23 protein-coding genes and 9 tRNA genes are annotated in these 22,597 nt (G+C 63.0%); 22 read left to right on the forward strand and 10 right to left on the reverse strand.

What is annotated here, in order from left to right; translation table 11 throughout:
- Positions 1–22: 22 nt before the first annotated feature.
- Both GTP41_RS13475 and metG read right to left on the reverse strand, forming a co-directional pair.
- Positions 23–502, reverse strand: coding sequence for a GNAT family N-acetyltransferase (locus GTP41_RS13475; protein WP_161026089.1), 480 nt, complete (start codon positions 500–502; stop codon positions 23–25).
- A 3-nt stretch (positions 503–505) separates the two neighbouring features.
- On the reverse strand, positions 506–2,659 hold the full coding sequence (gene metG, locus GTP41_RS13480; protein ID WP_161026090.1) for a methionine--tRNA ligase: 2,154 nt from the start codon (positions 2,657–2,659) through the stop codon (positions 506–508).
- 82 nt (positions 2,660–2,741) lie between these two features.
- Here metG and apbC point away from each other — a divergent pair, with 82 nt between their 5' ends.
- The 21 genes from apbC (at position 2,742) to GTP41_RS13585 (ending at position 16,516) form a co-directional block, all read left to right on the forward strand.
- Complete coding sequence (apbC, locus tag GTP41_RS13485) at positions 2,742–3,824, forward strand: iron-sulfur cluster carrier protein ApbC (RefSeq protein ID WP_161026091.1); 1,083 nt, start codon at positions 2,742–2,744, stop codon at positions 3,822–3,824.
- Positions 3,824–4,903 (forward strand): WD40/YVTN/BNR-like repeat-containing protein, encoded by a 1,080-nt coding sequence (locus tag GTP41_RS13490; protein ID WP_161026092.1) that lies wholly within the window; start codon positions 3,824–3,826, stop codon positions 4,901–4,903. Before apbC ends, GTP41_RS13490 begins: the two co-directional genes overlap by 1 nt.
- 1 nt (position 4,904) lies before the next feature.
- On the forward strand, positions 4,905–5,291 hold the full coding sequence (locus GTP41_RS13495) for a DUF4399 domain-containing protein (protein WP_161026093.1): 387 nt from the start codon (positions 4,905–4,907) through the stop codon (positions 5,289–5,291).
- Between the two features lie 136 nt (positions 5,292–5,427).
- Positions 5,428–6,837, forward strand: coding sequence for a glutamate--tRNA ligase (gene gltX, locus GTP41_RS13500; protein ID WP_161026094.1), 1,410 nt, complete (start codon positions 5,428–5,430; stop codon positions 6,835–6,837).
- 75 nt (positions 6,838–6,912) lie between these two features.
- Positions 6,913–6,988, forward strand: a tRNA-Ala gene (locus GTP41_RS13505).
- Between the two features lie 47 nt (positions 6,989–7,035).
- Positions 7,036–7,111 (forward strand) — tRNA-Glu (locus tag GTP41_RS13510).
- A gap of 26 nt (positions 7,112–7,137) precedes the next feature.
- Positions 7,138–7,213 (forward strand) — tRNA-Ala (locus tag GTP41_RS13515).
- A 43-nt stretch (positions 7,214–7,256) separates the two neighbouring features.
- A tRNA-Glu gene (locus GTP41_RS13520) sits at positions 7,257–7,332 on the forward strand.
- A 24-nt stretch (positions 7,333–7,356) separates the two neighbouring features.
- Positions 7,357–7,432 (forward strand) — tRNA-Ala (locus GTP41_RS13525).
- A gap of 31 nt (positions 7,433–7,463) precedes the next feature.
- Positions 7,464–7,539, forward strand: a tRNA-Glu gene (locus GTP41_RS13530).
- 88 nt (positions 7,540–7,627) lie between these two features.
- Positions 7,628–8,131, forward strand: a complete 504-nt coding sequence (locus GTP41_RS13535; protein WP_161026095.1) for a hypothetical protein — start codon at positions 7,628–7,630, stop codon at positions 8,129–8,131.
- Between the two features lie 78 nt (positions 8,132–8,209).
- A complete protein-coding gene (locus tag GTP41_RS13540) occupies positions 8,210–9,307 on the forward strand; it encodes a cytochrome c oxidase subunit II (protein WP_161026096.1) in 1,098 nt (365 codons plus the stop codon).
- An 11-nt stretch (positions 9,308–9,318) separates the two neighbouring features.
- The gene (gene ctaD, locus GTP41_RS13545; protein WP_161026097.1) at positions 9,319–11,112 is read left to right on the forward strand and encodes a cytochrome c oxidase subunit I; all 1,794 of its coding nucleotides are present in this window, start codon (positions 9,319–9,321) and stop codon (positions 11,110–11,112) included.
- The gene (locus GTP41_RS13550; protein ID WP_229502842.1) at positions 11,109–11,729 is read left to right on the forward strand and encodes a cytochrome c oxidase subunit 3 family protein; all 621 of its coding nucleotides are present in this window, start codon (positions 11,109–11,111) and stop codon (positions 11,727–11,729) included. Before ctaD ends, GTP41_RS13550 begins: the two co-directional genes overlap by 4 nt.
- A 4-nt stretch (positions 11,730–11,733) precedes the next feature.
- Positions 11,734–12,390 (forward strand): heme-copper oxidase subunit III family protein, encoded by a 657-nt coding sequence (locus GTP41_RS13555; protein WP_161026098.1) that lies wholly within the window; start codon positions 11,734–11,736, stop codon positions 12,388–12,390.
- 9 nt (positions 12,391–12,399) lie between these two features.
- The gene (locus tag GTP41_RS13560; RefSeq protein ID WP_161026099.1) at positions 12,400–12,741 is read left to right on the forward strand and encodes a cytochrome C oxidase subunit IV family protein; all 342 of its coding nucleotides are present in this window, start codon (positions 12,400–12,402) and stop codon (positions 12,739–12,741) included.
- 39 nt (positions 12,742–12,780) lie between these two features.
- Positions 12,781–12,856 (forward strand) — tRNA-Glu (locus GTP41_RS13565).
- 30 nt (positions 12,857–12,886) lie between these two features.
- A tRNA-Glu gene (locus GTP41_RS13570) sits at positions 12,887–12,962 on the forward strand.
- Positions 12,963–13,021: 59 nt separating this feature from the next.
- Positions 13,022–14,158, forward strand: a complete 1,137-nt coding sequence (earP, locus tag GTP41_RS13575) for an elongation factor P maturation arginine rhamnosyltransferase EarP (RefSeq protein WP_161026100.1) — start codon at positions 13,022–13,024, stop codon at positions 14,156–14,158.
- 65 nt (positions 14,159–14,223) lie between these two features.
- Positions 14,224–14,799, forward strand: coding sequence for an elongation factor P (locus tag GTP41_RS13580; protein WP_161026101.1), 576 nt, complete (start codon positions 14,224–14,226; stop codon positions 14,797–14,799).
- A gap of 139 nt (positions 14,800–14,938) precedes the next feature.
- Positions 14,939–16,516, forward strand: coding sequence for an amidase (locus tag GTP41_RS13585; protein ID WP_161026102.1), 1,578 nt, complete (start codon positions 14,939–14,941; stop codon positions 16,514–16,516).
- 86 nt (positions 16,517–16,602) lie between these two features.
- Here the strand turns inward: GTP41_RS13585 and dbpA are convergent, their stop codons facing one another.
- The 3 genes from dbpA to GTP41_RS13600 are packed head-to-tail and all read right to left on the reverse strand — an operon-like array spanning position 16,603 to position 18,934.
- Positions 16,603–18,012: an ATP-dependent RNA helicase DbpA gene (gene dbpA, locus GTP41_RS13590; RefSeq protein WP_161026103.1), complete on the reverse strand. Its 1,410-nt coding sequence runs from the start codon at positions 18,010–18,012 to the stop codon at positions 16,603–16,605.
- A gap of 2 nt (positions 18,013–18,014) precedes the next feature.
- Positions 18,015–18,320: a hypothetical protein gene (locus tag GTP41_RS13595; protein ID WP_229502843.1), complete on the reverse strand. Its 306-nt coding sequence runs from the start codon at positions 18,318–18,320 to the stop codon at positions 18,015–18,017.
- An 11-nt stretch (positions 18,321–18,331) separates the two neighbouring features.
- Positions 18,332–18,934: a hypothetical protein gene (locus GTP41_RS13600; protein WP_161026104.1), complete on the reverse strand. Its 603-nt coding sequence runs from the start codon at positions 18,932–18,934 to the stop codon at positions 18,332–18,334.
- A gap of 83 nt (positions 18,935–19,017) precedes the next feature.
- On the opposite strand from GTP41_RS13600, the gene GTP41_RS13605 reads away from it, so the two are divergent.
- Positions 19,018–19,410 carry a hypothetical protein gene (locus tag GTP41_RS13605; RefSeq protein ID WP_161026105.1) on the forward strand — a complete coding sequence of 131 codons (393 nt, stop codon included), beginning with the start codon at positions 19,018–19,020 and terminating at the stop codon, positions 19,408–19,410.
- Positions 19,411–19,454: 44 nt separating this feature from the next.
- Here the strand turns inward: GTP41_RS13605 and GTP41_RS13610 are convergent.
- The 5 genes from GTP41_RS13610 to GTP41_RS13630 all read right to left on the reverse strand — a co-directional run bounded on the left by GTP41_RS13610 (position 19,455) and on the right by GTP41_RS13630 (position 22,565).
- Positions 19,455–19,531 (reverse strand) — tRNA-Met (locus tag GTP41_RS13610).
- A 48-nt stretch (positions 19,532–19,579) separates the two neighbouring features.
- The gene (locus GTP41_RS13615; RefSeq protein WP_161026106.1) at positions 19,580–20,731 is read right to left on the reverse strand and encodes a methyltransferase; all 1,152 of its coding nucleotides are present in this window, start codon (positions 20,729–20,731) and stop codon (positions 19,580–19,582) included.
- A 70-nt stretch (positions 20,732–20,801) separates the two neighbouring features.
- Positions 20,802–21,770 (reverse strand): hypothetical protein, encoded by a 969-nt coding sequence (locus tag GTP41_RS13620; RefSeq protein ID WP_161026107.1) that lies wholly within the window; start codon positions 21,768–21,770, stop codon positions 20,802–20,804.
- Positions 21,771–21,831: 61 nt separating this feature from the next.
- Positions 21,832–22,044 carry a hypothetical protein gene (locus GTP41_RS13625; protein WP_202419730.1) on the reverse strand — a complete coding sequence of 71 codons (213 nt, stop codon included), beginning with the start codon at positions 22,042–22,044 and terminating at the stop codon, positions 21,832–21,834.
- A 32-nt stretch (positions 22,045–22,076) separates the two neighbouring features.
- Positions 22,077–22,565, reverse strand: coding sequence for a putative metalloprotease CJM1_0395 family protein (locus GTP41_RS13630; RefSeq protein ID WP_161026108.1), 489 nt, complete (start codon positions 22,563–22,565; stop codon positions 22,077–22,079).
- Between the last annotated feature and the right edge of the window lie 32 nt (positions 22,566–22,597).

The raw sequence follows: 22,597 nt of genomic DNA on the forward strand, positions 1-22,597 counted from the left end.
TCAGGGTGCAGGCATAAGCCGATCAGTACTTCAGCATACGCCGCATGACCAGCGGCGCGGGCTCCAGCGGGTTGGCGTGGGAGTATTCGAGTTCTTCGGCGAGGGTGAATTCGTAGGCGGTGTAGAAGTCGATCAGCTTGGGCTGGTCGCTGCGCACGGCCAGGCGCAGTTCTTCCACGCCGGAGGCGAGCGCGTGGTGGATCACCGCTTCCAGCAGGTGCTGCGAGATATTGGTGCCGCGGTATTCGGCCACCACGCCCATGCGCAGGATTTCCCACACGTCGGGATAGCCGTCCAGCGGCAGCCAGCGCACGGAGCCGACCGGCGTTTCGCCATCGAGCAAAATAAAACCGCCGCCGTCGCGCAGGTGTTCGGCGACGTAGACGGCGGTTTCACGGTGTCCGCTGGAGGTGACATGCACCTTGCCGGCCCACGCTTTGCGCGTGAGCTCGGCGATCAGTGACGCATCTTCAGCGGTCGCTTCGCGAACGATTATGTCCATTGCTTAACGCACGCGCATGCCTGGCTCGGCGCCCGGCCATGGGTTCAGGACGTAGATACCCGGATTGGCTTTTTCATCCTTGGCGGAGGCAGCCAGCACCATGCCTTCGGAGACGCCGAACTTCATCTTGCGCGGCGCCAGGTTGGCCACCATCACGGTCAGCTTGCCGACCAGGTCTTCCGGCTTGTACATCGATTTGATGCCGGAGAAGACGTTGCGGTAGCGGCCTTCGCCCACGTCCAGGGTCAGGCGCAGCAGCTTGCCGGCGCCTTCCACGTGTTCGCAGTTGACGATGCGCGCGATGCGCAGGTCGATCTTCGAGAAGTCGTCGATCGAGATTTCCGGGGCCAGTTCTTCGATATCGCCGGCGGCTGGCGCATCGAGTGCGGCTGGTGCCGCGTCGGCAACGGCGGCCGGCGCAGCAGCGGCGGCGGCTTGCTGGGCCGGCGCGTCGAACAGGTCTTCGATCATCTTTGCATCCACGCGGGTCATCAGGTGGCTGTAAGCGCCGATGGTGCGGCCCAGCAGCGGCTGGTAAGCGGCGCCGGAGGCGAGCGAGGTGTCGGCCCAGGTGTAGGCGGCGTCGTTCAGGAAGCTGCGCACATTGGTGGCAACGCCCGGCAGCACCGGCGACAGCAGGATGGTCAACTGGCGGAACAGGATCAGGGCGGTGGTGCAGACATCGTGCAGCTCGGCCACTTTGGTCTCGTCCTTGGCCAGCACCCACGGCTTGTTCTCGTCCACGAAGCGGTTGGCCACGTCCGCGATTTCCATGATTTCACGCAGCGCCTTGCCGAATTCGCGCGAGTCGAAGTTGGCGGCGATGGAAGCCTGGCGCTCGGTGCCGTCTTCCGCCACCAGGGCCTTCTTGATCCACTCCTGCGACGAGGCGGACAGCTCGGATGCCAGCTTGCCGTCGAACTTCTTGGCGATGAAGCCCGCGCAACGCGAAGCGATGTTGACGAACTTGCCGATCAGGTCCGAGTTCACGCGCGCCACGAAGTCGTCGCCGGTGAAGTCCAGGTCTTCGACGCGGGAGTTCAGCTTGTAGGCCAGGTAGTAGCGCAGCCACTCCGGATTCATGCCCAGGTTCAGGTAGCGCAGCGGCGAAATGCCGGTGCCGCGCGACTTGGACATCTTCTCGTTGTTCACGGTCAGGTGGCCGTGCACCGCCACCTTCATGCGGTCGATGGTCGGGTGCTTGGCGAACTGCAGCATGGCTGGCCAGAACAGCAGGTGGAAGGAGACGATGTCCTTGCCGATGAAGTGGATCTGCTCCGTGCCTTCATCCGCCAGCAGGGCGTCGTAATCGATGCCTTTCTTGCCGCAGTAGTTCTTCAGCGAAGCCAGGTAGCCGACCGGCGCGTCCAGCCAGACGTAGAAGTACTTGCCCGGCGCATCCGGGATCGGGATGCCGAAGTAGGGCGCGTCACGCGAGATATCCCAGTCGGCCAGCTTTTCGCCGGCTTCGCCCAGCCACTCGGAGACCTTGTTCACCATCTCCGGCTGCAAACGGCCCGGGGTGTTCAGCCAGTCGCGCAGGAACGTGAAGCAGCGGGGGTCGGACAGCTTGAAGAAGTACTGCTCCGAAGGCTTCAGGATCGGGGTGGCATTGGTGAAGACCGAGAACGGGTTCACCAGTTCGGTCGGCTGGTAGGCGGCGCCGCACACTTCGCAGTTGTCGCCGTATTGGTCCTTGGCGTGGCACTTCGGGCACTCGCCCTTGATGTTGCGGTCGGCCAGGAACATGCCTTTGACCGGATCGAAGAAGCGGTCCACGGTCTTGGTCTGGATCAGGCCCGCTTCGCGCAGCTTGACGTAGATGCCTTGCGACAGTTCGACGTTCTCTGGCGAATCGGTCGAGTACCAGTTGTCAAAAGCGATATGGAAACCATCCAGGTACTGCGCGCGGCCGGCGGCGATCTTGGCCACGAATTCCTGCGGGGTGATGCCTTCCTTTTCAGCGGCGATCATGATCGGGGTGCCGTGGGTATCGTCGGCGCCCACGAAGTGGACCTCGCGCAAACCGTCGCCCTCGGCCTGCATTCGCTGGAAACGGACCCAGATGTCGGCCTGGATGTACTCCATCATATGGCCGATGTGGAAGGCAGCGTTTGCGTATGGCAGGGCAGTGGTGACGAACAGCTTGCGAGTCATAATTGATGCGCTATTAAGGTGGATAAAAAGAGCATTTTACCAGCGGATGCGCTAGACTGCGCCATCACCAATGGAGAATTGCATGAGTATCACCGTAGAAGACGTTAAATCTGCACTGTCTGGCGTAATTGACCCGAACACAACAAAAGACTTCGTCTCCTCCAAATCCGTCCGCAACCTGAAGGTCGAAAGCGGCGAAATCAGCCTGGATATCGAGCTCGGTTACCCTGCCAAATCGCAAATCGACGCGATCCGTGCCAATGTGCTGGCGGCCCTGCAGCCGCTGGGCGCCAAAGTCACCCTGAACGTCTATAGCAAGATCATTTCCCACAGCGTGCAGCGCGGCCTGAAGCTGATGCCGAACGTGAAGAATATCATTGCCGTGGCATCGGGCAAGGGCGGCGTGGGCAAGTCCACCACCGCAGTGAACCTGGCGCTGGCGCTGGCCGCCGAAGGCGCGTCTGTCGGCGTGCTGGATGCCGATATTTACGGTCCATCGCAGCCGATGATGCTGGGCGTCTCCGGCCGCCCGACCACGTCCGACGGCAAGACCATGGACCCGATGGAAGGGCATGGCGTGCAGGTGTCCTCGATCGGCTTCCTGATCGACCCGGACGAACCGATGGTCTGGCGCGGCCCGATGGTCACCCAGGCCTTGCAGCAGCTGCTGGAGCAGACCAACTGGCGCGACCTGGATTACCTGATCGTCGACATGCCGCCGGGCACCGGCGATATCCAGCTGACGCTGTCGCAGAAAGTGCCCGTGACCGGCGCCGTGATCGTGACCACGCCGCAGGACATCGCCCTGCTGGACGCGCGCAAAGGGCTGAAGATGTTTGAGAAGGTCGGCATCCCGATCCTGGGCGTGGTGGAAAATATGAGCACCCACATCTGCTCCAACTGCGGCCATACCGAAGAGATCTTCGGCCACGGCGGCGGCGAGAAGATGTGCGCCGACTTCGGCGTGGACTTCCTGGGCGCGCTGCCTTTGAAACTGGCGATCCGCGAGCAGACCGACGCCGGCAAGCCGACCGTGGTGGCCTCGCCGGACGGCCCGGAAGCCTTGATCTACAAGGCGATCGCGCGCAAGGTGGCAGTCAAGGTCGCCGAGAAGGCCAAGGACATGAGCAGTAAATTCCCAAGCATCGTCATTAAGCACGACTGATGCGGCGCGCCCTGGTTCGTTCAGCGGTGATGGCGATGGCGCTTGCGTCCCTCCCGGCGCTGGCTGCCGAGCAGGTGCCAGCGGCCAAAACCGCTTGGCAGCGTCAGGCCAGCGCCGCTGATGCCGAACTGCGCGGCCTGTCCGTCGTCAGCGACCAGATCGCTTGGGCCAGCGGCGCCAAGGGCACCGTGCTGCGCACCACCGATGGCGAACGCTGGACCCGCCTGAAGGTGCCGGACGCGGAAGCGTACGACTTCCGCGATATCGAAGCCTTCGACGCCAACACCGCCATCGTCATGGGCGCCGGCCCTGGCGCGGCGTCGCGCATGTACCGCACGCGCGACGGCGGCGCCACCTGGCAACTGCTCGTGGTGAACCAGGAGCCGGAAGGCTTTTGGGACGCCATGGCATTCTGGGATGCGCAGCACGGCATCGTCTTCGGCGACCCGGTGCGCGGCGCCTTCCAGGTGCTGGTCACCAACGACGGCGGCGACAGCTGGCAACTGATGGAAGACCCGAAAGGCCTGGCCGCCTTGCCGCAAGAAGGCGCCTTCGCGGCTAGCGGCACCTGCCTGAGCGTGGCCGGCAGCAGCGACGCCTGGTTCGTGACCGGCGGCGCCGCGCAAGCGCGCGCCTTCCGCTCCAAAGACCGCGGCCGCACGTGGCAGGCGGCCACGCTGCCGATTCCCGCCGCAGCCGCCACCAAAGGCGCCTTCTCGGTCGGTTTCGCACCCGGTGGGCGCGGATTCGCGGTGGGCGGCGACTACAAGGAAACCGCGCTCGGCACGCTGAATGGCGCCGCCAGCACGGACGGCGGCAAAGGCTGGACGCCGGCGCCAATCCTGCCAACGGGCTTCATCTCGGCCGTGGTCCCGGTGCCCGGCGCGCGCGGCACATTCGTCGCCGTCGGCCTGGCCGGTTCCGGCTACACCCGCGATGGCGGCACCAGCTGGACGGTCATCGAGCAGGAAACGAAACTGAACGCCGTTGGCTTTGCCGCCAACGGTGCCGGATGGGCGGTCGGCCCGCAAGGCCTGATCGTGAAATATGCAGGCACACCACTCACACAGGAGAAATAATATGAAGAAGATTCTGGCGGCCATCGCCATGGTCGTGGCAGCAGGCAGCGCCGCAGCGCAATCCGTCGACTTCGCCGAGCCGAAAAATGGCGCGGTGGTCGGCAGCCCGTTCAAAGTCAAATTCGCCGTCACCGGCATGGCAGTGAAGCCGGCCGGCGACATGACCAGCAGCACCGGCCACCACCATCTGATCATCAACGGCGACAGCCTGAAAGCCGGCGAATCGATCCCCTTCGACGAAAAGCACCTGCATTTCGGCAAGGGCCAGACCGAAGCCGACGTCACCCTCCCGCCCGGCACCTACAAGCTGACCATGCAATTCGCCAACGGCGCCCACCAAAGCTACGGCCCCGGCCTGTCCAAGAGCATCACCGTTACCGTCAAGTAAGGACAAAATTCGGGGTCAGGTCTGACAATCGGACAAATGGTGCCCTTGGGCACCATTTGTCCGATTGTCAGACCTGACCCCGAATCTCATTCCACGGGTAAAATAGCGGGTTTTACATCTTCCGCTTGCTACCACGATGACCACCGCACCAGCTAAACCTGTCCGTACCCGTTTCGCTCCTAGCCCGACCGGCTTCCTGCACCTGGGCGGCGCCCGTACTGCGCTGTATTCCTGGGCTTTCGCGCGCCATTTCGGCGGCACTTTCGTGCTGCGTATCGAAGATACCGACGTGGAACGTTCGACCCCGGAGGCGGTGCAGGCCATCCTGGATGGTATGGAGTGGCTGGGCCTGCAGCATGACGAAGGCCCGTTCTACCAGATGCAGCGCATGGACCGCTACCGCGAGGTGGTGGCGCAGATGCTGGCCGCCGGCACCGCCTACCATTGCTATTCCTCGCCGGAAGAAGTGCAGGCCATGCGCGACAAGGCCACCGCAGCCGGCGAGAAGCCGCGCTATGACGGCACCTGGCGTCCGGAAGAGGGCAAGACCCTGCCGGCCATCCCGGAAGGCCGCAAGCCTGTGGTGCGCTTCAAGAACCCGCTGGATGGCGATGTGACCTGGACCGATGTGGTCAAGGGCCCGATCACCATCTCCAATAAAGAGTTGGACGACCTGGTGATCGCCCGCCCGGACGGCACCCCGACCTATAACTTCTGCGTCGCGGTCGACGACTGGGATATGCAGATCACCCACGTGCTGCGCGGCGACGACCACGTGAACAACACCCCGCGCCAGATCAACATCCTGCGCGCCATCGGCGCCGACCTGCCGGAATACGGCCACCTGCCGATGATCCTGGGCTCCGACGGCGCCAAGCTGTCCAAGCGCCACGGCGCTGTCAGCGTGATCGATTACGCGGACAAGGGCTACCTGCCGGAAGCCATGCTGAACTACCTGGCGCGCCTGGGCTGGTCGCACGGCAACGATGAGCTGTTCTCGATGGAGCAGTTCATCGAGTGGTTCAACCTGGAGAGCCTGACCGCCTCGTCCGCCCAGTTCGACTTCGACAAGCTGGCCTGGGTCAACAACCACTGGATCAAGCAAGCCGACAATGGCCGCCTGGCCGAGCTGGCGCGCAAACCGCTGCTGGCGGCCGGCGCCGTGTTCGACGGGGCGCCGGAGCTGGCCACCGTCATCGGCCTGCTGAAGGACCGCAGCAATACGATCGTTGAGCTGGCAGACGCCGCCATGCTGTTCTTCCGCGCCCCGCAGCCGGATGCCGCCTTGATGGCACAGCACTACACCGACGCCGTCAAACCGGCCATGGCTGACTTTGCCGCACGCATTGCCACCGTTGAGTGGAGCAAGGAAGCGATTGCCGCCATGATCAAGGAAGTGCTGGCCGCGCACGGCCTGAAGATGCCGCAACTGGCCATGCCGTTGCGCCTGATGGTGGCTGGCCAGCTGCAGACGCCGGCGATCGATGCGGTGCTGCAATTGTTCGGCCGCGAGACCGTGGCAGCCCGTCTGGCAGCCCGCATTTAAATATTTTCGACAATCTTGCAAATTAGCATTTGCAATTTTCGGAAGGGCTGCTATACTTCTGTCTCCTTCGAAAACGGGGGTATAGCTCAGCTGGGAGAGCGCTTGCATGGCATGCAAGAGGTCAGCGGTTCGATCCCGCTTACCTCCACCAGTTTAGCGAAGGAAATGTAGTAAAAACGGTAGTAAAAGTAGTCCAGGGTCCCCATCGTCTAGAGGCCTAGGACATCACCCTTTCACGGTGAGTACCGGGGTTCGAATCCCCGTGGGGACGCCAAGAGCAGTAACAATTTGTGCCAGTTTGGGGGTATAGCTCAGCTGGGAGAGCGCTTGCATGGCATGCAAGAGGTCAGCGGTTCGATCCCGCTTACCTCCACCACTAAGCACAGATTGCGTAGTAGCAGTAACGGAAAGTCCAACAGGTCCCCATCGTCTAGAGGCCTAGGACATCACCCTTTCACGGTGAGTACCGGGGTTCGAATCCCCGTGGGGACGCCAGCTTTTCGTAATATGTTGTGCCCGGGGGGTATAGCTCAGCTGGGAGAGCGCTTGCATGGCATGCAAGAGGTCAGCGGTTCGATCCCGCTTACCTCCACCATCAATGGCACAACGTAGCAACAGTCCAACAGGTCCCCATCGTCTAGAGGCCTAGGACATCACCCTTTCACGGTGAGTACCGGGGTTCGAATCCCCGTGGGGACGCCATCAAATAAAAAGCCTGCAAGTTTAACTCCTTTGCATCCTAGGTGTTTGCGTACTAAGATTAGTTACGTACCCTGCATTGGAGAACGTCATGGAACTTCGATCGCTGCAATCGCATCGCTGGGTAGCGCGCCAGGCTGACTGGACCGCTGCAGCCATTGCCGGCTTTGGTGCCGGCGGTATCCTGATGTTGGTGGAGCTGATATGGGCCACAATGCAGGCGCCGGACCGATGGCTGGTCACGCGCATGGTCGCCGCGATGGTGATGGGGTGGGAAGTCCTGCAAACCTCCGGCTACGACCTCACTGTCGTGATCGCCGCGCTCGCCGTCCACTATATCCTTGGCATCGCTTTCGCCCTCATGCTGGCAGCGATTATCGCTCCCTTCCAGCTCGATTCGAGCCTCGGATTGGTCACGCTGGTCGGCGCCGCCTTTGGCGTGCTGCTCTATGTGCTGAATTTCTACGGCATGTCGGAAGCGTTCTCCTGGTTCACCCAATTGCGCGGCTGGTCCACCTTCATTGCGCATGTGATCTTTGGCGCCAGCTGCGCGCTGTTCTACCGCATGCTCGAGCGGCCCGAAAAACGCGAATAAGCAAGCCTTTGCAAAACCGCCCCGCCAGCTGCGGGGCGTAGCCGTGTGTAGTTCCCATAACTAACCGGGCTGAATATTATGGCGTTGGCAATCTCCCTTATCCTGATTGTTCTTGGCGCAATAATTTTTCATTGGCTCAGCCCATGGTGGCTGACTCCCATCGCCTCCAACTGGCAGGCGATGGACGATGCTTTCATGATCACGCTGGTGATCTGCGCCGTCCTCTTTATCGTCATCCACCTGTTTGTCGCCTATGCCGTGGTCAAGTTCCGCCACCGCGAGGGGCACCGCGCGGCGGCGGAGTCGCATAACCGCAAGCTGGAGTGGTGGCTGATCGGCGGCACCTCGGTCGGCATCGTGGCGATGCTGGCGCCGGGCTTGCATGTGTATGCCAAGCTGATTGACCCGCCGCCCAATGCCAGCGTGTTCGAAGTGATGGGCAAGCAGTGGGACTGGCATTACCGCCTGCCGGGCAAGGACAATAAGCTGGGCGCGACCGATGTGCGCTTTATCAATGCCACCAATCCCTTCGGCATCAACCCGGAAGACCCGGCGGGGCAGGATGATGTGCTGGTCGACGGCAACGAGATGCATATCCCGCTCAACCAGCCGGTCAAGGTGCTGCTGCGCGCGCAGGACGTGCTGCACGACTACTATGTGCCGCAGTTCCGCACCCGTATGAATATGGTGCCGGGGCTGGTGACGCATTTCTGGCTGACGCCGACGCAAGTGGGACGCTTCGAGGTGCTGTGCGCGCAGTTGTGCGGGGTTGGGCATTCGAATATGCGCAGCGCGGTGGTAGTGGAGGAGCAGGCGGCTTACCAGGCCTGGCTGGCGAAGCAGCCGACCTTTAGCGGCAAGGGTGCGGCGGGCGGCGTGGGCGGGCCGATGGAGCCGGGCAAGCAGGGCAGGCTGATCGCCCAGTCCAAGGGCTGCGTGGCCTGCCACAGCGTGGACGGCACGGCGAGCGTTGGCCCGAGCTGGAAGGGTTTGTTTGGCAAGCAGGAAGCACTGGAGGGCGGCGCCACTGTCGCGGTGGATGAGGCCTACCTGAAGCAGGCGATCAACGACCCCAAGGCCACCCTGGTCAAGGGCTATCCGAACATCATGCCGCCCAATCCCCTGAACGATGAGGAAATGGCGGCAGTGATCGACTACATCAAGACGGTACGCTGAGGAGACCTCGCATGTCTTATGGTGAACAGCATGGCCACGCTGATGGCGAGCATCACGCCCCGCAGAGCTTCTGGACCAAGTATATCTGGAGCCAGGATCACAAGGTCATTGCGATCCAGTACACGATCACGGCGCTGTTCATCGGCCTGATCGGCCTGATCCTGTCGGACCTGATGCGCCTGCAGCTTGGCTTCCCGGGCAAATTCCAGTTCATCGACCCCAGCAGCTACTACCAGTTCATCACCATGCACGGCATGATCATGGTGGTGTATTTGCTGACGGCGCTGTTCCTCGGGGGCTTTGGCAACTACCTGATCCCGCTCATGGTGGGGGCGCGCGATATGGTGTTCCCCTTCCTGAATATGCTGTCCTACTGGTTCTACCTGCTGGCGGTGGTGATCCTGTGCGTGAGCTTCTTCGTGCCGGGCGGCCCGACCGGGGCCGGGTGGACCCTGTATCCGCCGCAGGCGATCCTGCCCGGCACGCCGGGCGTGGAGTGGGGCATTGTCGTCATGCTGGTGTCGCTGGCGGTGTTCATCGTGGCGGCCACCATGGGCGGCCTGAATTACGTGACCACAGTGCTGCAGGCGCGCACGCGCGGCATGACACTGATGCGCATGCCCTTGTCGGTGTGGGGCATTTTCGTGGCCACCATCCTGGCGCTGCTGGCATTCCCGGCCTTGTTCGTCAGCGCGGTGATGATGCTGTTCGATAAGCTGCTCGGCACCAGCTTCTTCATGCCGGCCCTGGTGTCGATGGGGCAGCAGCTCGATTACAAGGGCGGCAGCCCCTTGCTGTTCCAGCACCTGTTCTGGTTCTTCGGCCACCCGGAGGTGTACATCGTGGCGCTGCCGGCGTTCGGCGTGATCTCGGATTTGATCAGTGTGCATGCGCGCAAGTGCATCTTCGGCTACCGCATGATGGTGTGGGCGATTGTGATCATCGGCGGCTTGAGCTTTGTCGTATGGGCGCACCATATGTATGTGAGCGGCATGCATCCGTGGTTCGGCTTCTTCTTCGCCACCACGACGCTGATCATCGCCGTGCCGACCGCGCTCAAGGTCTATAACTGGACGCTGACACTGTGGCGCGGCGATATCCATATGACCGTGCCGATGCTGTTTGCGCTTGGCTTTATCAGCACCTTCCTGATCGGCGGGCTGACCGGGCTGTTCCTGGGGAATGTCAGCGTCGATATCCCGCTCTCGAATACCTATTTCGTGGTGGCGCACTTCCATATGGTGATGGGCGTATCGCCCGTGCTGGCGGTGTTCGGCGGCCTGTATCACTGGTACCCGAAGGTGACGGGCCGCATGTATAACGAGGCGCTCGGCCAGGCGCATTTCTGGATCACCTTCATCGGCGCCTATGCCATCTTCTTCCCCATGCACTATCTTGGCATCCTCGGCATGCCGCGCCGCTATTACGCGTACGAGAATTACGCCTTTATTCCGGAGTCGGCCCAAAGCCTGAATGCCTTCATCACGGTGGCGGCGCTGGTCGTCGGCGTGGCGCAGTTGCTGTTCCTGTTTAACATTTTCTGGAGCGCGCGCAAGGGCGTCGCCTCGGGCGGCAATCCCTGGCGCGCGGCCAGCCTGGAGTGGTTTACGCCGCAGACCCCGCCGGGCCACGGCAACTGGGGACCCGAACTGCCTGCCGTGCATCGCGGCGCATATGAATACGGTGTCGATGGCCCCGGCGGCGACTACATCCCGCAGAATGCCGGGCCGGAGTTCGGCCCGGATCCACACGCGCCGCCGCCCGCGCCTTCGCCTGCGGACTCCGCTGCCGGGGTGGTGAAATGAGCGCCGGCGCAACTTGGCGTGACGGCAGCGACCCGCGCGGCGGCGGCCCGGCATGGCCGCAAGGTGCACGCCGCATCGGCTTGTGGGTCTTCATGGTGGTGGTGAGCACCTTGTTTGGCCTGTTTGGCGTGGCCTACATGATGCGCGCGGCCTATGAGGACTGGCGGCCCATCACCTATGTCCCGTGGCAGCTATATTGCAGCACCGGCCTGCTGGTGTTGTGCAGCCTGGCGTGGGAGCTGGCGCGCAGCCACGTTTCCGCTGGCCGCGCGCAGGCGGCGCGCAGCACGACGATGGGCGCGCTGGTGTTGTCGGCGGCCTTCGTGCTGTCGCAGCTGTATGCATGGCAGGCGATGGTGGCGGCCGATTACAGCGTGGCCGCCAATCCCGCCAACAGCTTCTTCTACCTGATCACCGGCCTGCACGCGGCGCACGTGCTGGGCGGCATGGTGGCGGGCGCGTTTGCGGTGCGCAGGGCAGGGGAGGCGGTCGGCCTGTGCGCGCAGTACTGGCACTTCCTGTTTGTGCTCTGGCTTGCCGTGTTCGGCATGATCTACCTGGTGACGCCCGAGTTTGTCCGCGCATTCTGCACAACGATAGGCATTCCCGTGAGGTGAGCTTATGGATACCGGCACCAATGACATGAAAGGCTTCGTCTCGGATTGGGCCGGCGATCGTGTCGCCTTCCGGGTACCCTGGGGCAAGGCGATGATGTGGATCTTCCTGCTCAGCGACACCTTCATCTTCGGCACCTTCCTCACCGGTTATATGTCGGTGCGCATGGCCACCACCGCAGCCTGGCCCAACCCCAGCGAAGTGTTCTCGCTGACGATCATGGGCACCAATTATCCTTTGATCCTGATCGCGATCATGACGTTTGTGCTGATCACCAGCAGTGGCACGATGGCGATGGCGGTCAACTACGGTTACCAGGGTAACCGCAAGATGGCGGCGATACTGATGCTGGTGACCGCAGCTTTTGGCTTGCTGTTCGTCGGCATGCAAGCGTTCGAATGGACCAAGCTGATTCACGAGGGCGTGCGGCCGTGGGGTAATCCAATGGGCGCGGCGCAATTTGGCTCCTGCTTCTTCATGATCACCGGCTTCCATGGCCTGCACGTTTCCGCCGGCGTGATTTACCTGGCAGTCATCGCGCGCCGCGTGCTGAATGGGCATTATGAGCAGAAAGGTTACGGCATCGTGGAAATCACCGGCCTGTATTGGCACTTTGTCGATCTTGTCTGGGTGTTCATCTTTGCATTGTTCTATCTCTGGTAGGAGGCGACCATGTCCAACGCAGATGCCGGCAGCACGCACCAGCAGCATCCGATAGGCACTTACGTTAAAGTCTGGATCCTGCTGTTCGTGCTGAGCTTCTTCTCTTACCTGGTCGATTTCTTCCACGTGCAAGGCGTGCTGCGCTGGGGCCTGATTCTTGTGCTGATGGTGTTGAAGGCGGGCTTTATCGTGGCGGTCTTCATGCATATGAAGTGGGAACGGCTGGCGCTGATCTCCGCGATTGTGTTGCCGCCGCTGGCGATACTGGTGCTGGTGGCGATGATGGGCGCGGAGTCGGGATACGTGCACGATAATCGCATCGAACACTTCGCCGTTGCGCCCTTGAAATGACGCTTGCACGCTGATATAATTCGCGCACGCTTTTACGACGTCCCCATCGTCTAGAGGCCTAGGACATCACCCTTTCACGGTGAGTACCGGGGTTCGAATCCCCGTGGGGACGCCAAGTTGTTTAAATGCGTAGTGCAAGTCCAGGGTCCCCATCGTCTAGAGGCCTAGGACATCACCCTTTCACGGTGAGTACCGGGGTTCGAATCCCCGTGGGGACGCCAAAGATCAGAATGAAGCCGCCTTGTGCGGCTTTTTCATTTTCCGCGTATTTCCCGACGCTATGGCCAACTTGACCCTCGATCTGTTTTGCAAAGTTGTCGATAACTTCGGCGACATCGGCATTTGCTGGCGCCTGGCGCGCCAGCTTGAGCGCGAACACGGCATCGCCGTGCGCTTGTGGGTTGATGACCTGCGCGCTTTCCAGCGCATTTGCCCGCAAGTCGATAGCGGCGCCGCGCAGCAGGTGATCGAGCACGTCGCCGTGCGCCACTGGGTCGGCCAGGACGGCGAGTACACGCCGTCCGAGGTGGCCGATATCGTGATCGAATTCTTCGCGTGCGATATTCCGCCCGGCTATATCGCCGCGATGGCGCAGCGCCCGGTCAAACCGGTGTGGCTGAATCTGGAAGGCTTGAGCGCGGAAGAGTGGGTGGAGGGCTGTCACAGCCTGCCGTCCAAGCATCCGCGCCTGCCGTTGACCAAGTATTTCTTCTTCCCCGGCTTCACCAACAAGACCGGCGGCTTGCTGTGCGAGTCCGGCCTGGAAGGCGAGCGCGCGGCGTTTGCCGCCGATCCGGCCGCCGCGCCGCGCTTCCTGGCATCGCTCGGCGTCACCGCTGCCGAGGCGGCGGGCTTGAAGGTATCGCTGTTCTGCTATCCCTACGCACCTGTCGCCGAGTTGTTCGCGGCCTGGCGCGATGGCGGCCAGCCCGTGACCTGCCTGGTGCCGGAGGGCGTGGCGGCTGATGCCGTGCAAGCCTTCCTCGGCCAGCCGGCCGTGCCGGGCGCCGTACGCAGCGAGGGTGCGTTGACCGTGCGCGTGCTGCCATTCGTGCCGCAGCAGGACTACGACAAGCTGCTCTGGTCCTGCGACCTGAACTTCGTGCGCGGTGAAGACTCCTGGGTGCGCGCGCAATGGGCTGGGAAATCCTTTATCTGGCATATTTACGCGCAAGACGAAAACCTGCACCATAAAAAACTGCGCGCCTTCCTGCAGCGCCATTCCGGCGGCGAAGCGCTTGACGCGTTTTCGCTGTGCTGGAACGGCGCGCGGCAAGGCGACTGGCCCGACCTGTGGAAAGGCCTCGCCGAGGCAATGCCTGAAATTTCGGCAAGGTCGGCACAATGGCAACAAAAAATCCTGGCCAACGGCGATCTGGCCTCGAATTTGACTAAATTTTGTGCATCGCTGACGTAATACATCACAACCCCGTGCTATAATGCGCGGTTACTGCAACTCCCCTTAACCGGTATATATTCGCTATGAAATTCGCAAAAGAGATTCGTGTCGGCAACATCATCATGGTTGAAGACAAGCCATTCATCGTTCTGCGTTCCGACGTCAACGGCTCGTCCCGCACTGGCTTCACCTACAAATGGAAGATGAAGAACCTGCTGACCGGCGCTCCGCTGGAAAACGTGTTCCGCGGCGATGACAAGTTCGACGTGGTCGTTCTGGACAAGAAGCCAGTGACCTACTCCTACTTCGCTGACCCACTGTTCGTCTTCATGGACGAAGAGTACAACCAGTACGAAATCGAAGAAGAGAACATGGGCGACGCCGTCAACTACCTGAAAGACGGCATGGAATGCGAAGCTGTCTTCTACGACGGCAAAGCCATCTCGGTTGAACTGCCAACCACCATCGCGCGCCAGATCATTTACTCGGAGCCAGCTGTTAAAGGCAACACCTCCGGTAACGTGACCAAAGAAGCCAAGCTGGAAAACTCCATCGAAGGCCGCAACTTCACCATCCAGGTGCCACTGTTCGTGTCCCAGGATGACGTGGTCGAGATCGACACCCGTACCCACGAGTTCAAAAAGGTCGTTCGCGGTTAATATCGCAAGATCTGTTGCAAACTCGCAATGAAAAGCCCGCTTTTGCGGGCTTTTTTACTTTCTGACAGTATTATTTACTTGCAAACTGCTGGTATCCTTTTGATTTCTGCTGTTGTTTAAACAAAAGAGGGCGTACCAAATGGATCGACGGGGTTTCGTGAAGTTGGGATTGGCTGCCGGCGGCGCAGCGACTGTGCCGCGCACGCAAGCGGCGGTGCCGTCGGTGCTGGATGGCGGCGTCCAGCTGCAACAGGAACTGATGGCGGCCAACAAGCTGACCTCGCACTCGCTGACCTCGCAATACCTGGCCCGCATCAACGCGATCGACAAAGCCGGCCCGCGCATCAACGCCGTCATCGAAATCAATCCCGAAGCGCTGAAGATCGCGCGCGAGATGGACCGCGAACGCCTGCAGCGCAAGCTGCGCGGGCCGCTGCACGGCATCCCGGTGCTCCTGAAGGACAATATCGCCACCGCCGACCGCATGAGCACCACTGCCGGCTCGCTGGCGCTGGCCGGCGTGCGCGCCGCGCGCGATTCCCATGTCGCCGCCAAGCTGCGCGAAGCGGGCGCCGTCATCATCGGCAAGACCAATCTTAGTGAATGGGCGAATATGCGCTCCAGCCACTCCGTCAGCGGATGGAGTGCGCGCGGCGGTTTGACCCGCAATCCCTATTCCTTGGACCGCAATTGCAGCGGCTCCAGTTCGGGCTCCGGCGCCGCCATTGCGGCCGGGCTGGCGACGCTGGCGGTGGGCACCGAAACCGACGGCTCCATCGTCTCGCCCGCATCGATTTGCGGCCTGGTCGGCATCAAGCCCACGCTTGGCCTGGTGAGCCGCAGCGGCATCATCCCCATCGCCCACTCGCAGGACACGGCGGGCCCGATGGCGCGCAGCGTCTCCGACGCCGCCCTGATGCTGGCGGCAATGGCCGGCGTCGATCCTTCCGACCCCGCCACGCAAGATGGTGCCGGCAAAGCCGCCGACTACGCCGCAGCACTCAAGACCGACAGCCTGCGCGGCAAGCGGCTTGGCGTCGCCCGCAACTTCTTCGGCGGCAGCGACGGCGTCGATGCGGAGGTGGAGAAAGCGCTGGAGGCCTTGAAAGCGCAGGGCGCGATCCTGGTTGATGTGCAGGTGCCCAACACGGAAAAATACGGCGACAGCGAAACCGAAGTGCTGCTGCACGAATTCAAGGTTGACCTAGCCGCCTACTTGCGCGACTACGCGCCAGACGCCAAGGTCAAGAACATGGCCGACCTGATCGCCTTCAACAAGCAGAACGCGCAACTGGAGTTGCCATACTTCGGCCAGGAATACCTGGAGCGCGCGGAAGCCAAGCCGGGCCTGGACAGCAAGGCGTACCAGGAAGCGCTGGCCAACAACCACCGCTACTCGCGCGAAGAGGGCATTGACCTGGTATTGAAAGCGCACGAACTGGACGCCCTGGTGGCGCCGACGGATGGCACCGCCTGGCTGACCGACTTCATCAACGGCGACCACTACCCGAAGAGTTTCTCATCCCCCGCCGCGGTGGCCGGCTACCCGCACGTCACGGTCCCCGCAGGCTACGTGCGCGGCTTACCGGTCGGCCTCTCATTCGTCGGCACCGCCTACAGCGAAGCGATGCTGATCGGCATGGCCTACGCCTTCGAGCAAGCCACCAAGATCCGCCGCGCTCCCCAATTCCCGCCTAGCGTCTCCATCCGCCCCTAGAAAATGTCCGTATTGGGGTCAGGAAGAAAAGTGGACATTTCTTTTGGAAATGTCCACTTTTCTTCCTGACCCCAAGGCGGACATTTTTAGACTTCAATGAAGCGCATCTTGAAGTTGCGGCCTTTGAAGCTGCCGAAGTCGCCGCCTTTCATCGTGCTGGCGGCTTTCAGGCGGTCGAATGCGGCGTGGGCGATGCGGCGGTCGAGCGCGACATAGGTCTGAAATTCGGTAACGGCAATCTTGCCGACCTGCTCTTTGACCAGGCCGCCATCGCCGCACAGGGCGCCCAGTACGTCGCCGGCGCGCAGCTTCTCTTTCTTGCCGCCGGAGATGCAGAGGGTCAGCATCGGTGCCGGTTCGGCGTTGGCGTATTCGTCGTCGCCCAGCGCTTTCAGGTCGTGCCATTCAACCGGCGCGTTCTGGTATTCCTCGATCAGCTTGACCCACTTTTTCTCGTTCGGCGCGCACAGCGTCAGCGACAGGCCTTTTTCGCCGCCACGGCCGGTGCGGCCAATGCGGTGGATGTGCACCTCGGTGTCGCGCGATACGTCGGCGTTGATCACCGCTTCCAGGTTGGCGATGTCCAGGCCGCGCGCGGCGACGTCGGTGGCGATCAGGATCGAGCAGCTGCGGTTGGCGAACAGCACCAGGACCTCGTCGCGCTCACGCTGTTCCAGTTCGCCGTACAGGGCGAGGGCGGAGAAGCCTTCGGCGCGCAGTTCGTCCAGCAGCTCCTTGCAGTGCACCTTGGTGTTGCAGAAGATGATGGCGGACGCCGGCTGGTAAACGCGCAGCAGCTTGCCGACAGCGCGGTCGCGTTCATCGAAGCCAATCTCGTAGAAGCGCTGTTCGATCTTGCTGCTGGAGTGCTGCGCTTCCACCGTGATTTCCAGCGGGTCGGCCAGGAAGGCTTCCGTGGCCTGCCGCATATCGTCCGGGTAGGTGGCGGAGAACAACAGGGTCTGGCGGCGTTTCGGGCAGGCTTTCACGATGCCGGCGATCTCGTCGTAGAAGCCCATATCGGTCATGCGGTCGGCTTCGTCCAGCACCAGGGTGCGCACGGTGGACAGGTCGAGCGTCTCGCGCGACAGGTGGTCGCGCACGCGGCCCGGGGTGCCCACGATAATGTGGGCGCCGAATTCCAGCGAGGCGATTTGCGGGCGCATCGGGGTGCCGCCGGTCAGCACCACGATCTTCACGTTCGGCACGCAGCGCGCCAGGCGGCGCAGCTCGCCCGCCACCTGGTCGGCCAGTTCGCGGGTGGGGCAGAGCACCAGGCCTTGCACGGCGAACCAGGCGGTGTTCAGGCTGCACAGCATGCCGATGCCGAAGGCGGCGGTCTTGCCGCTGCCGGTCTTGGCTTGCGCGATCAGGTCGCGGCCTTGCATCACCGCGGGCAGGCTTTGGGCCTGGATGTCCGTCATTTCGCGGTAGCCCAGCGAGTCCAGGTTGGCGAGAAAGGCTTCGGACAGCGGCAGGGTGGCGAAAGAGGTCATATTCAGTCTCGGCGCCAGATCGGCAGGCCGCTCAAATCAAGGTTGGGGTCATTTTGCCAGATCGGCAGGCCGCTGGCATCGGTGGGGCCCAGCTCGCCGAGCAAATCCATCTGCTCTTGCTTGCGGGGCGCGCGGCGGACACGCGGTGGCGGCGGAAGCTTGGCTTCCGGTGCCATCGGCGCTGCTGGCTCGAAGCCGGGCAGGTCGATTGTCGCGTTGTCTTTTTTATCTCTCATGATCAGCCGCAGAAAACAAAAGCCCGGCTGAATCAGTCGGGCTTCACTTGTCAAACCGGCGGATTGTAACACGGGCAACCCTGTCAGCGGAAGGCGAGGACGCCGCGCTGGTAGCTTTCGCGCACTTCGGCAATCGGCTGGTGCGCGGCGGTGTAGAGCACGGCGCGGTGCTCGAACAGGGCGGCGGGCACCTCCTGTGCGTCGGCGGCCCACAGGTTGCGTGCGGCGAACGTGCGGCGGTAAGGCGCCAGCGGCTGCACTACCTTGCCGAAGGGTGTGTCGGTTTCTTCCAGCAGGCGGTTCATCTCGGCGCTGAGGCGGCTGGGCACATACCAGTTGTCGGCTTCGGACATGAGGTGGTCGCCGCAATAGAGGTGCACGCGGCGGTGCTTCACGACAGTGTGTGCGTCCACGCCCAGGCGGGTGCGCTGTTCCGCGCTGGCGGCTTGCTCGTTGCCGCGCTGTAGCCGGGCGACGATGCGCGCGGGGGTGGCCATGGCGTGCGCGGCGCACCATTGTTCCAGGGCCAGCGTGGCGCTGCTGCTGGCCAGGATGTTGGCATTGAGCGTCTCGGCCTGGGACTGGGCTTGCGGCAGCCCGGCGCCGGACGAATCGGCGTGGGCACGGGGGGTGAGCAGGGGCAGGGCAAGGACAAGCGCTGCCAGTAGGCGCGGGTGAATGGTCATGCCGAATTGTAGGGCTGGCGCTTGGCCGGGGCAAGCTGGCCCTTGTCCATTGGGCTATCATGCAAGTTTTGCAAGGAGTAACGATGGATGATCGCATTGCCGCGCTGGAGCGGGAGTTGGCGCAAGTGCGTCAGGCGCTGGTGGCCAACGCGGTGCAGTCGGTGGCGCGCGGGGCGGATCGCGACGCGTGGCGCGCGCTGGCGGAGGGCATGATCGCGGAGTTGAAGAATCCGCAGTTGCCGCGTAGCCTGGCTGCACCGGAGGGGGATCGGGAGCGCGCTGCGCTGCTGATGGAGCGCATGCAGTCTTCACATGCGGCGATCGTGGAGCGTGCCGTCAGCAGCGGCGCGGCGGAGATGTCGCCGGATGTGCTGCCTGCCGCGCTGGAGGTGTGCAAGGCGTTGTCGCAGGCTTACGCGCTGCAGGCGCGCGAGGCGATGCATGAGGCGAAGCGCCGGCGGGCGCTGCTGGAATGAAAAAAAGCCGTTGATCCTTTCGGAATCAACGGCTTTTTAGAATCTGGTTGCGGGGACAGGATTTGAACCTGTGACCTTCGGGTTATGAGCCCGACGAGCTGCCAGACTGCTCCACCCCGCGTCTGAGGCAAGCATTATAGCTCGCCTTGTACGGTTCCGCAAGGACGATTTATGCGACGCCTAAACGCCACAGGGAAGTCACCTCGGCGGCGCGGGCGGCGTGCAGGGGATCGCTGGCGTCGCTGGCCTTGGGGTGGACCGGACGGGCGTCCAGGCGGCCGAGTACCTTCAGGCCGCCGGCGGCGATCCATTCTTCCAGCTCGGCGCGCGTGCGCAGGCCCAGGTGTTCGGCCAGGTCGGACATGATCAGCCAGCCTTCGCCGCCGGGCGTGAGGTGGGTTTTCAGGCCGGACAGGAAGCCGCGCAGCATGCGGCTGTCGGGATCGTATACCGCCGCTTCCACCGAGGAATTGGGGCGGGCCGGCACCCAGGGCGGGTTGCATACGACCAGGGGCGCCTGGCCGGCCGGGAACAGGTCGGCTTCCAGCAGCTCAACCTGACCCTCCAGCAACAGGCGGGAAATATTGTCGCGGGCGCAACTCAGGGCGCGCTTGTCCATATCGGTGGCGACCACGTGCTTGACGCCGCGCTTGGCGAGCACGGCGGACAGCACCCCGGTGCCGGCGCCGATGTCGAAGGCCAGCTCGTTGGCGCCGCGCGGCAGGGGGGCGTCGGCCACCAGTTGCACATACTCGCCGCGTACCGGCGAGAACACGCCGTAGTGCGGGTGGATGCGTTCGCCCAGCGCGGCCACGGCCACGCCGGCTTTGCGCCATTCGTGGGCGCCGACCAGGCCCAGCAGCTCGCGCAGGGAGATGACGAAGGCGTCGTCACCGCGGCCGTAGGCTTCGTTGCAGGCCAGCGCCACGTCCGGCGCGCGGCGCAGTGGAATGCGGTAGCCCGGCTCGAAGGGGATCAGCAGCATGGCCAGGGTGCGGGCGCGCTGCGATTGGGCCTGGCGGTGCAGGTGGAAGGCTTCGGTGGCGCTGGCCGGGGCCTTTTCGGCGCGTGCCTTGCTGCCTTTGCCGCCTTTGCTCTTCTTATGGTCGGCGCGGCGCGCCAGCGCCTGCAGCAGCTGGCGCGCGTTCTGGAAGTCGCCGCGCCACAGCAGGGCGGTCCCTTCGCAGGCGAGGCGGTAGGCGACGTCGGCGTTCATGGTGTCGTCGGCGACCTGCACGCGCTTTGGCGGCGGATTGCCGGATTCGGAATGCCAGCGCGCGGAGCGCGGCTCGCCTTGTTCTGTCCAGTGGATTTCTTGCATTTATTTGCCCGGTAAACGACGAAACCGCCTGAAAAGGCGGTTTCGTCAGGATGCGTCATTATACGCGGCCTTATGCGGCAGGCGGCTCCTTCGATGCCGGGGCGTCGGCCGTCGCGGCAGGCGAGCCGATTGGTGCCGGGGCCGCGTCCGCTGCAGGGGCAGTCTCCACCGGCGGCTCTGCAGGCTCTGCCGGCGGGTCGATGGCACCACCCTTGGCGGCGTCGCGCGCGGCTTTGGCGGCTTGCGCCAGCTCGGCGGCCTGGCCTGGCTCGGCCTGCAGGCGGCCGTAAGCCTTGGCCTTGTCGCTGGCGTTCGGCGGCAGGTAGCTGTCGAGCGGGGTTTCCGCATCCACCATCTTCAGCAGGCGCATGCTCAGGTTGCCCGCTTCCTGCTCCTGGCCGTCGTCGCCCAGCTGCTTGAGGGCGGCGCTGATATTGCGGTCCATCAGGCGGAACAGGTCGGCCAGGCTGCCCGGGAAGTCGATGTCCGGGAACTCGACTTCCGGCAGCGGCATGGCGGGGTTTTGTTCGGCCATTTCCTGGCGGCGCGACGGCACGCTGCTGGCCGCTGCGGCGGTCAGGCTGGTTTCGTATTTGATCTCGACTTCAAAGTCCAGCTTGCGGCCGTCGGCGGTGGTGATGGTGCCTTTGCCGATGAAGTGCGAGTCTTCGTTCAGGCTGAAGCCCAGGGCCTGGGTGATGCCGTTCGCCCCTTCACTGCGCAGGGCGCCGGCGGCAAAGCTGGAACTGGCTTCCAGTTCAATCGAATCGAAATCGATTGTTGCACCTTTGGCATCATCGCCCAGCAATTTCTGGGCAAAGCTGCCGATCAGGTTCTGCGCCATGTCCACTGTCTTATTGCCGAGGCGGTCGACCCGCTTTTGCAGGTCGACGGCGCCGCTCGACAGCGAAACCGGGGTGTCTGGGCTCAGTTCCTTGAGCGCGTTGGCGCGCGACGACTTGCCGCCCTGCGGCTGCAAAGCCGGGGTCAACGAGCTGTTCTGGAACGAGCGTGGGCCGATGGAGTTCAGGTTGTTCATGATAAGAAACCTTTAGGGTGCTACCCCTGATACGGCAAATTTCCGGATTTCTTGAGGCAGATCAATGGTGGTGCGACCACAGACCGTTGGATTCGAGATAAGACTTTACCGCATCCGGTGCGCCGGTGGCGTGCAGTTTGACTTCGCCGCAGGCGCAGACGCCGTAATAAGGCGTGATGTGGGAGCAGGCAGAGGTTTTCTGTAGTGAAACTTTTACTGCTTTAGAACATTTAACGCATTTGAAGGTCAGGGTGCGTGGGGCTTTCAGCAACATGGGGCCAGACTCCGGGCAAAAGGTCGATTTTATCAGGCAAAGACATCGATCGTAGATTGGGAGCCGGATTGGCCGTAGGCGCGGGCCACTTCTTGTTGCTTGGCTGAAATCTCGGCCTGGGCTTGCTGCTGCATCTGGGCGGCGCGCGCGGCCACGCTGCGGTCCTGGCTGGACGGTTCGGCCGGGGCCAGGGCGGCGGCCTGGATCTGGCGCGCTTTTTCCATGGTTTCCTCCGGCGTGCGGCCGGGCGAGGTGTCGATATTGACTTCGCCGCCGACGGCGTAATTCACGCCGTTCGGGCCGCGCTGGTAAGTGTAGCTGGCGCCGGAAGTGGCCAGGCCGCCGGCGGCGGCCAGGTGCGCTTGCTCGTGCTGGCGCACTTCCAGGTCGCGCGCCTTGAGCTGCTCGACTTTGGCCTGGTCTTCGGGGGAGAGTTCGGGTTCGGCGGGCGTGCGCTGCCGCGCAGGCGCGCTGGCCTGCGGCGCGTAGCTGGTCGACGATGAAATGGCACCGATGCCCATTTACACATCATAACAAATTGCCGGTCAACGCG

The organism is Pseudoduganella guangdongensis, from assembly GCF_009857475.1.
GTDB lineage: Bacteria > Pseudomonadota > Gammaproteobacteria > Burkholderiales > Burkholderiaceae_D > Rugamonas > Rugamonas guangdongensis.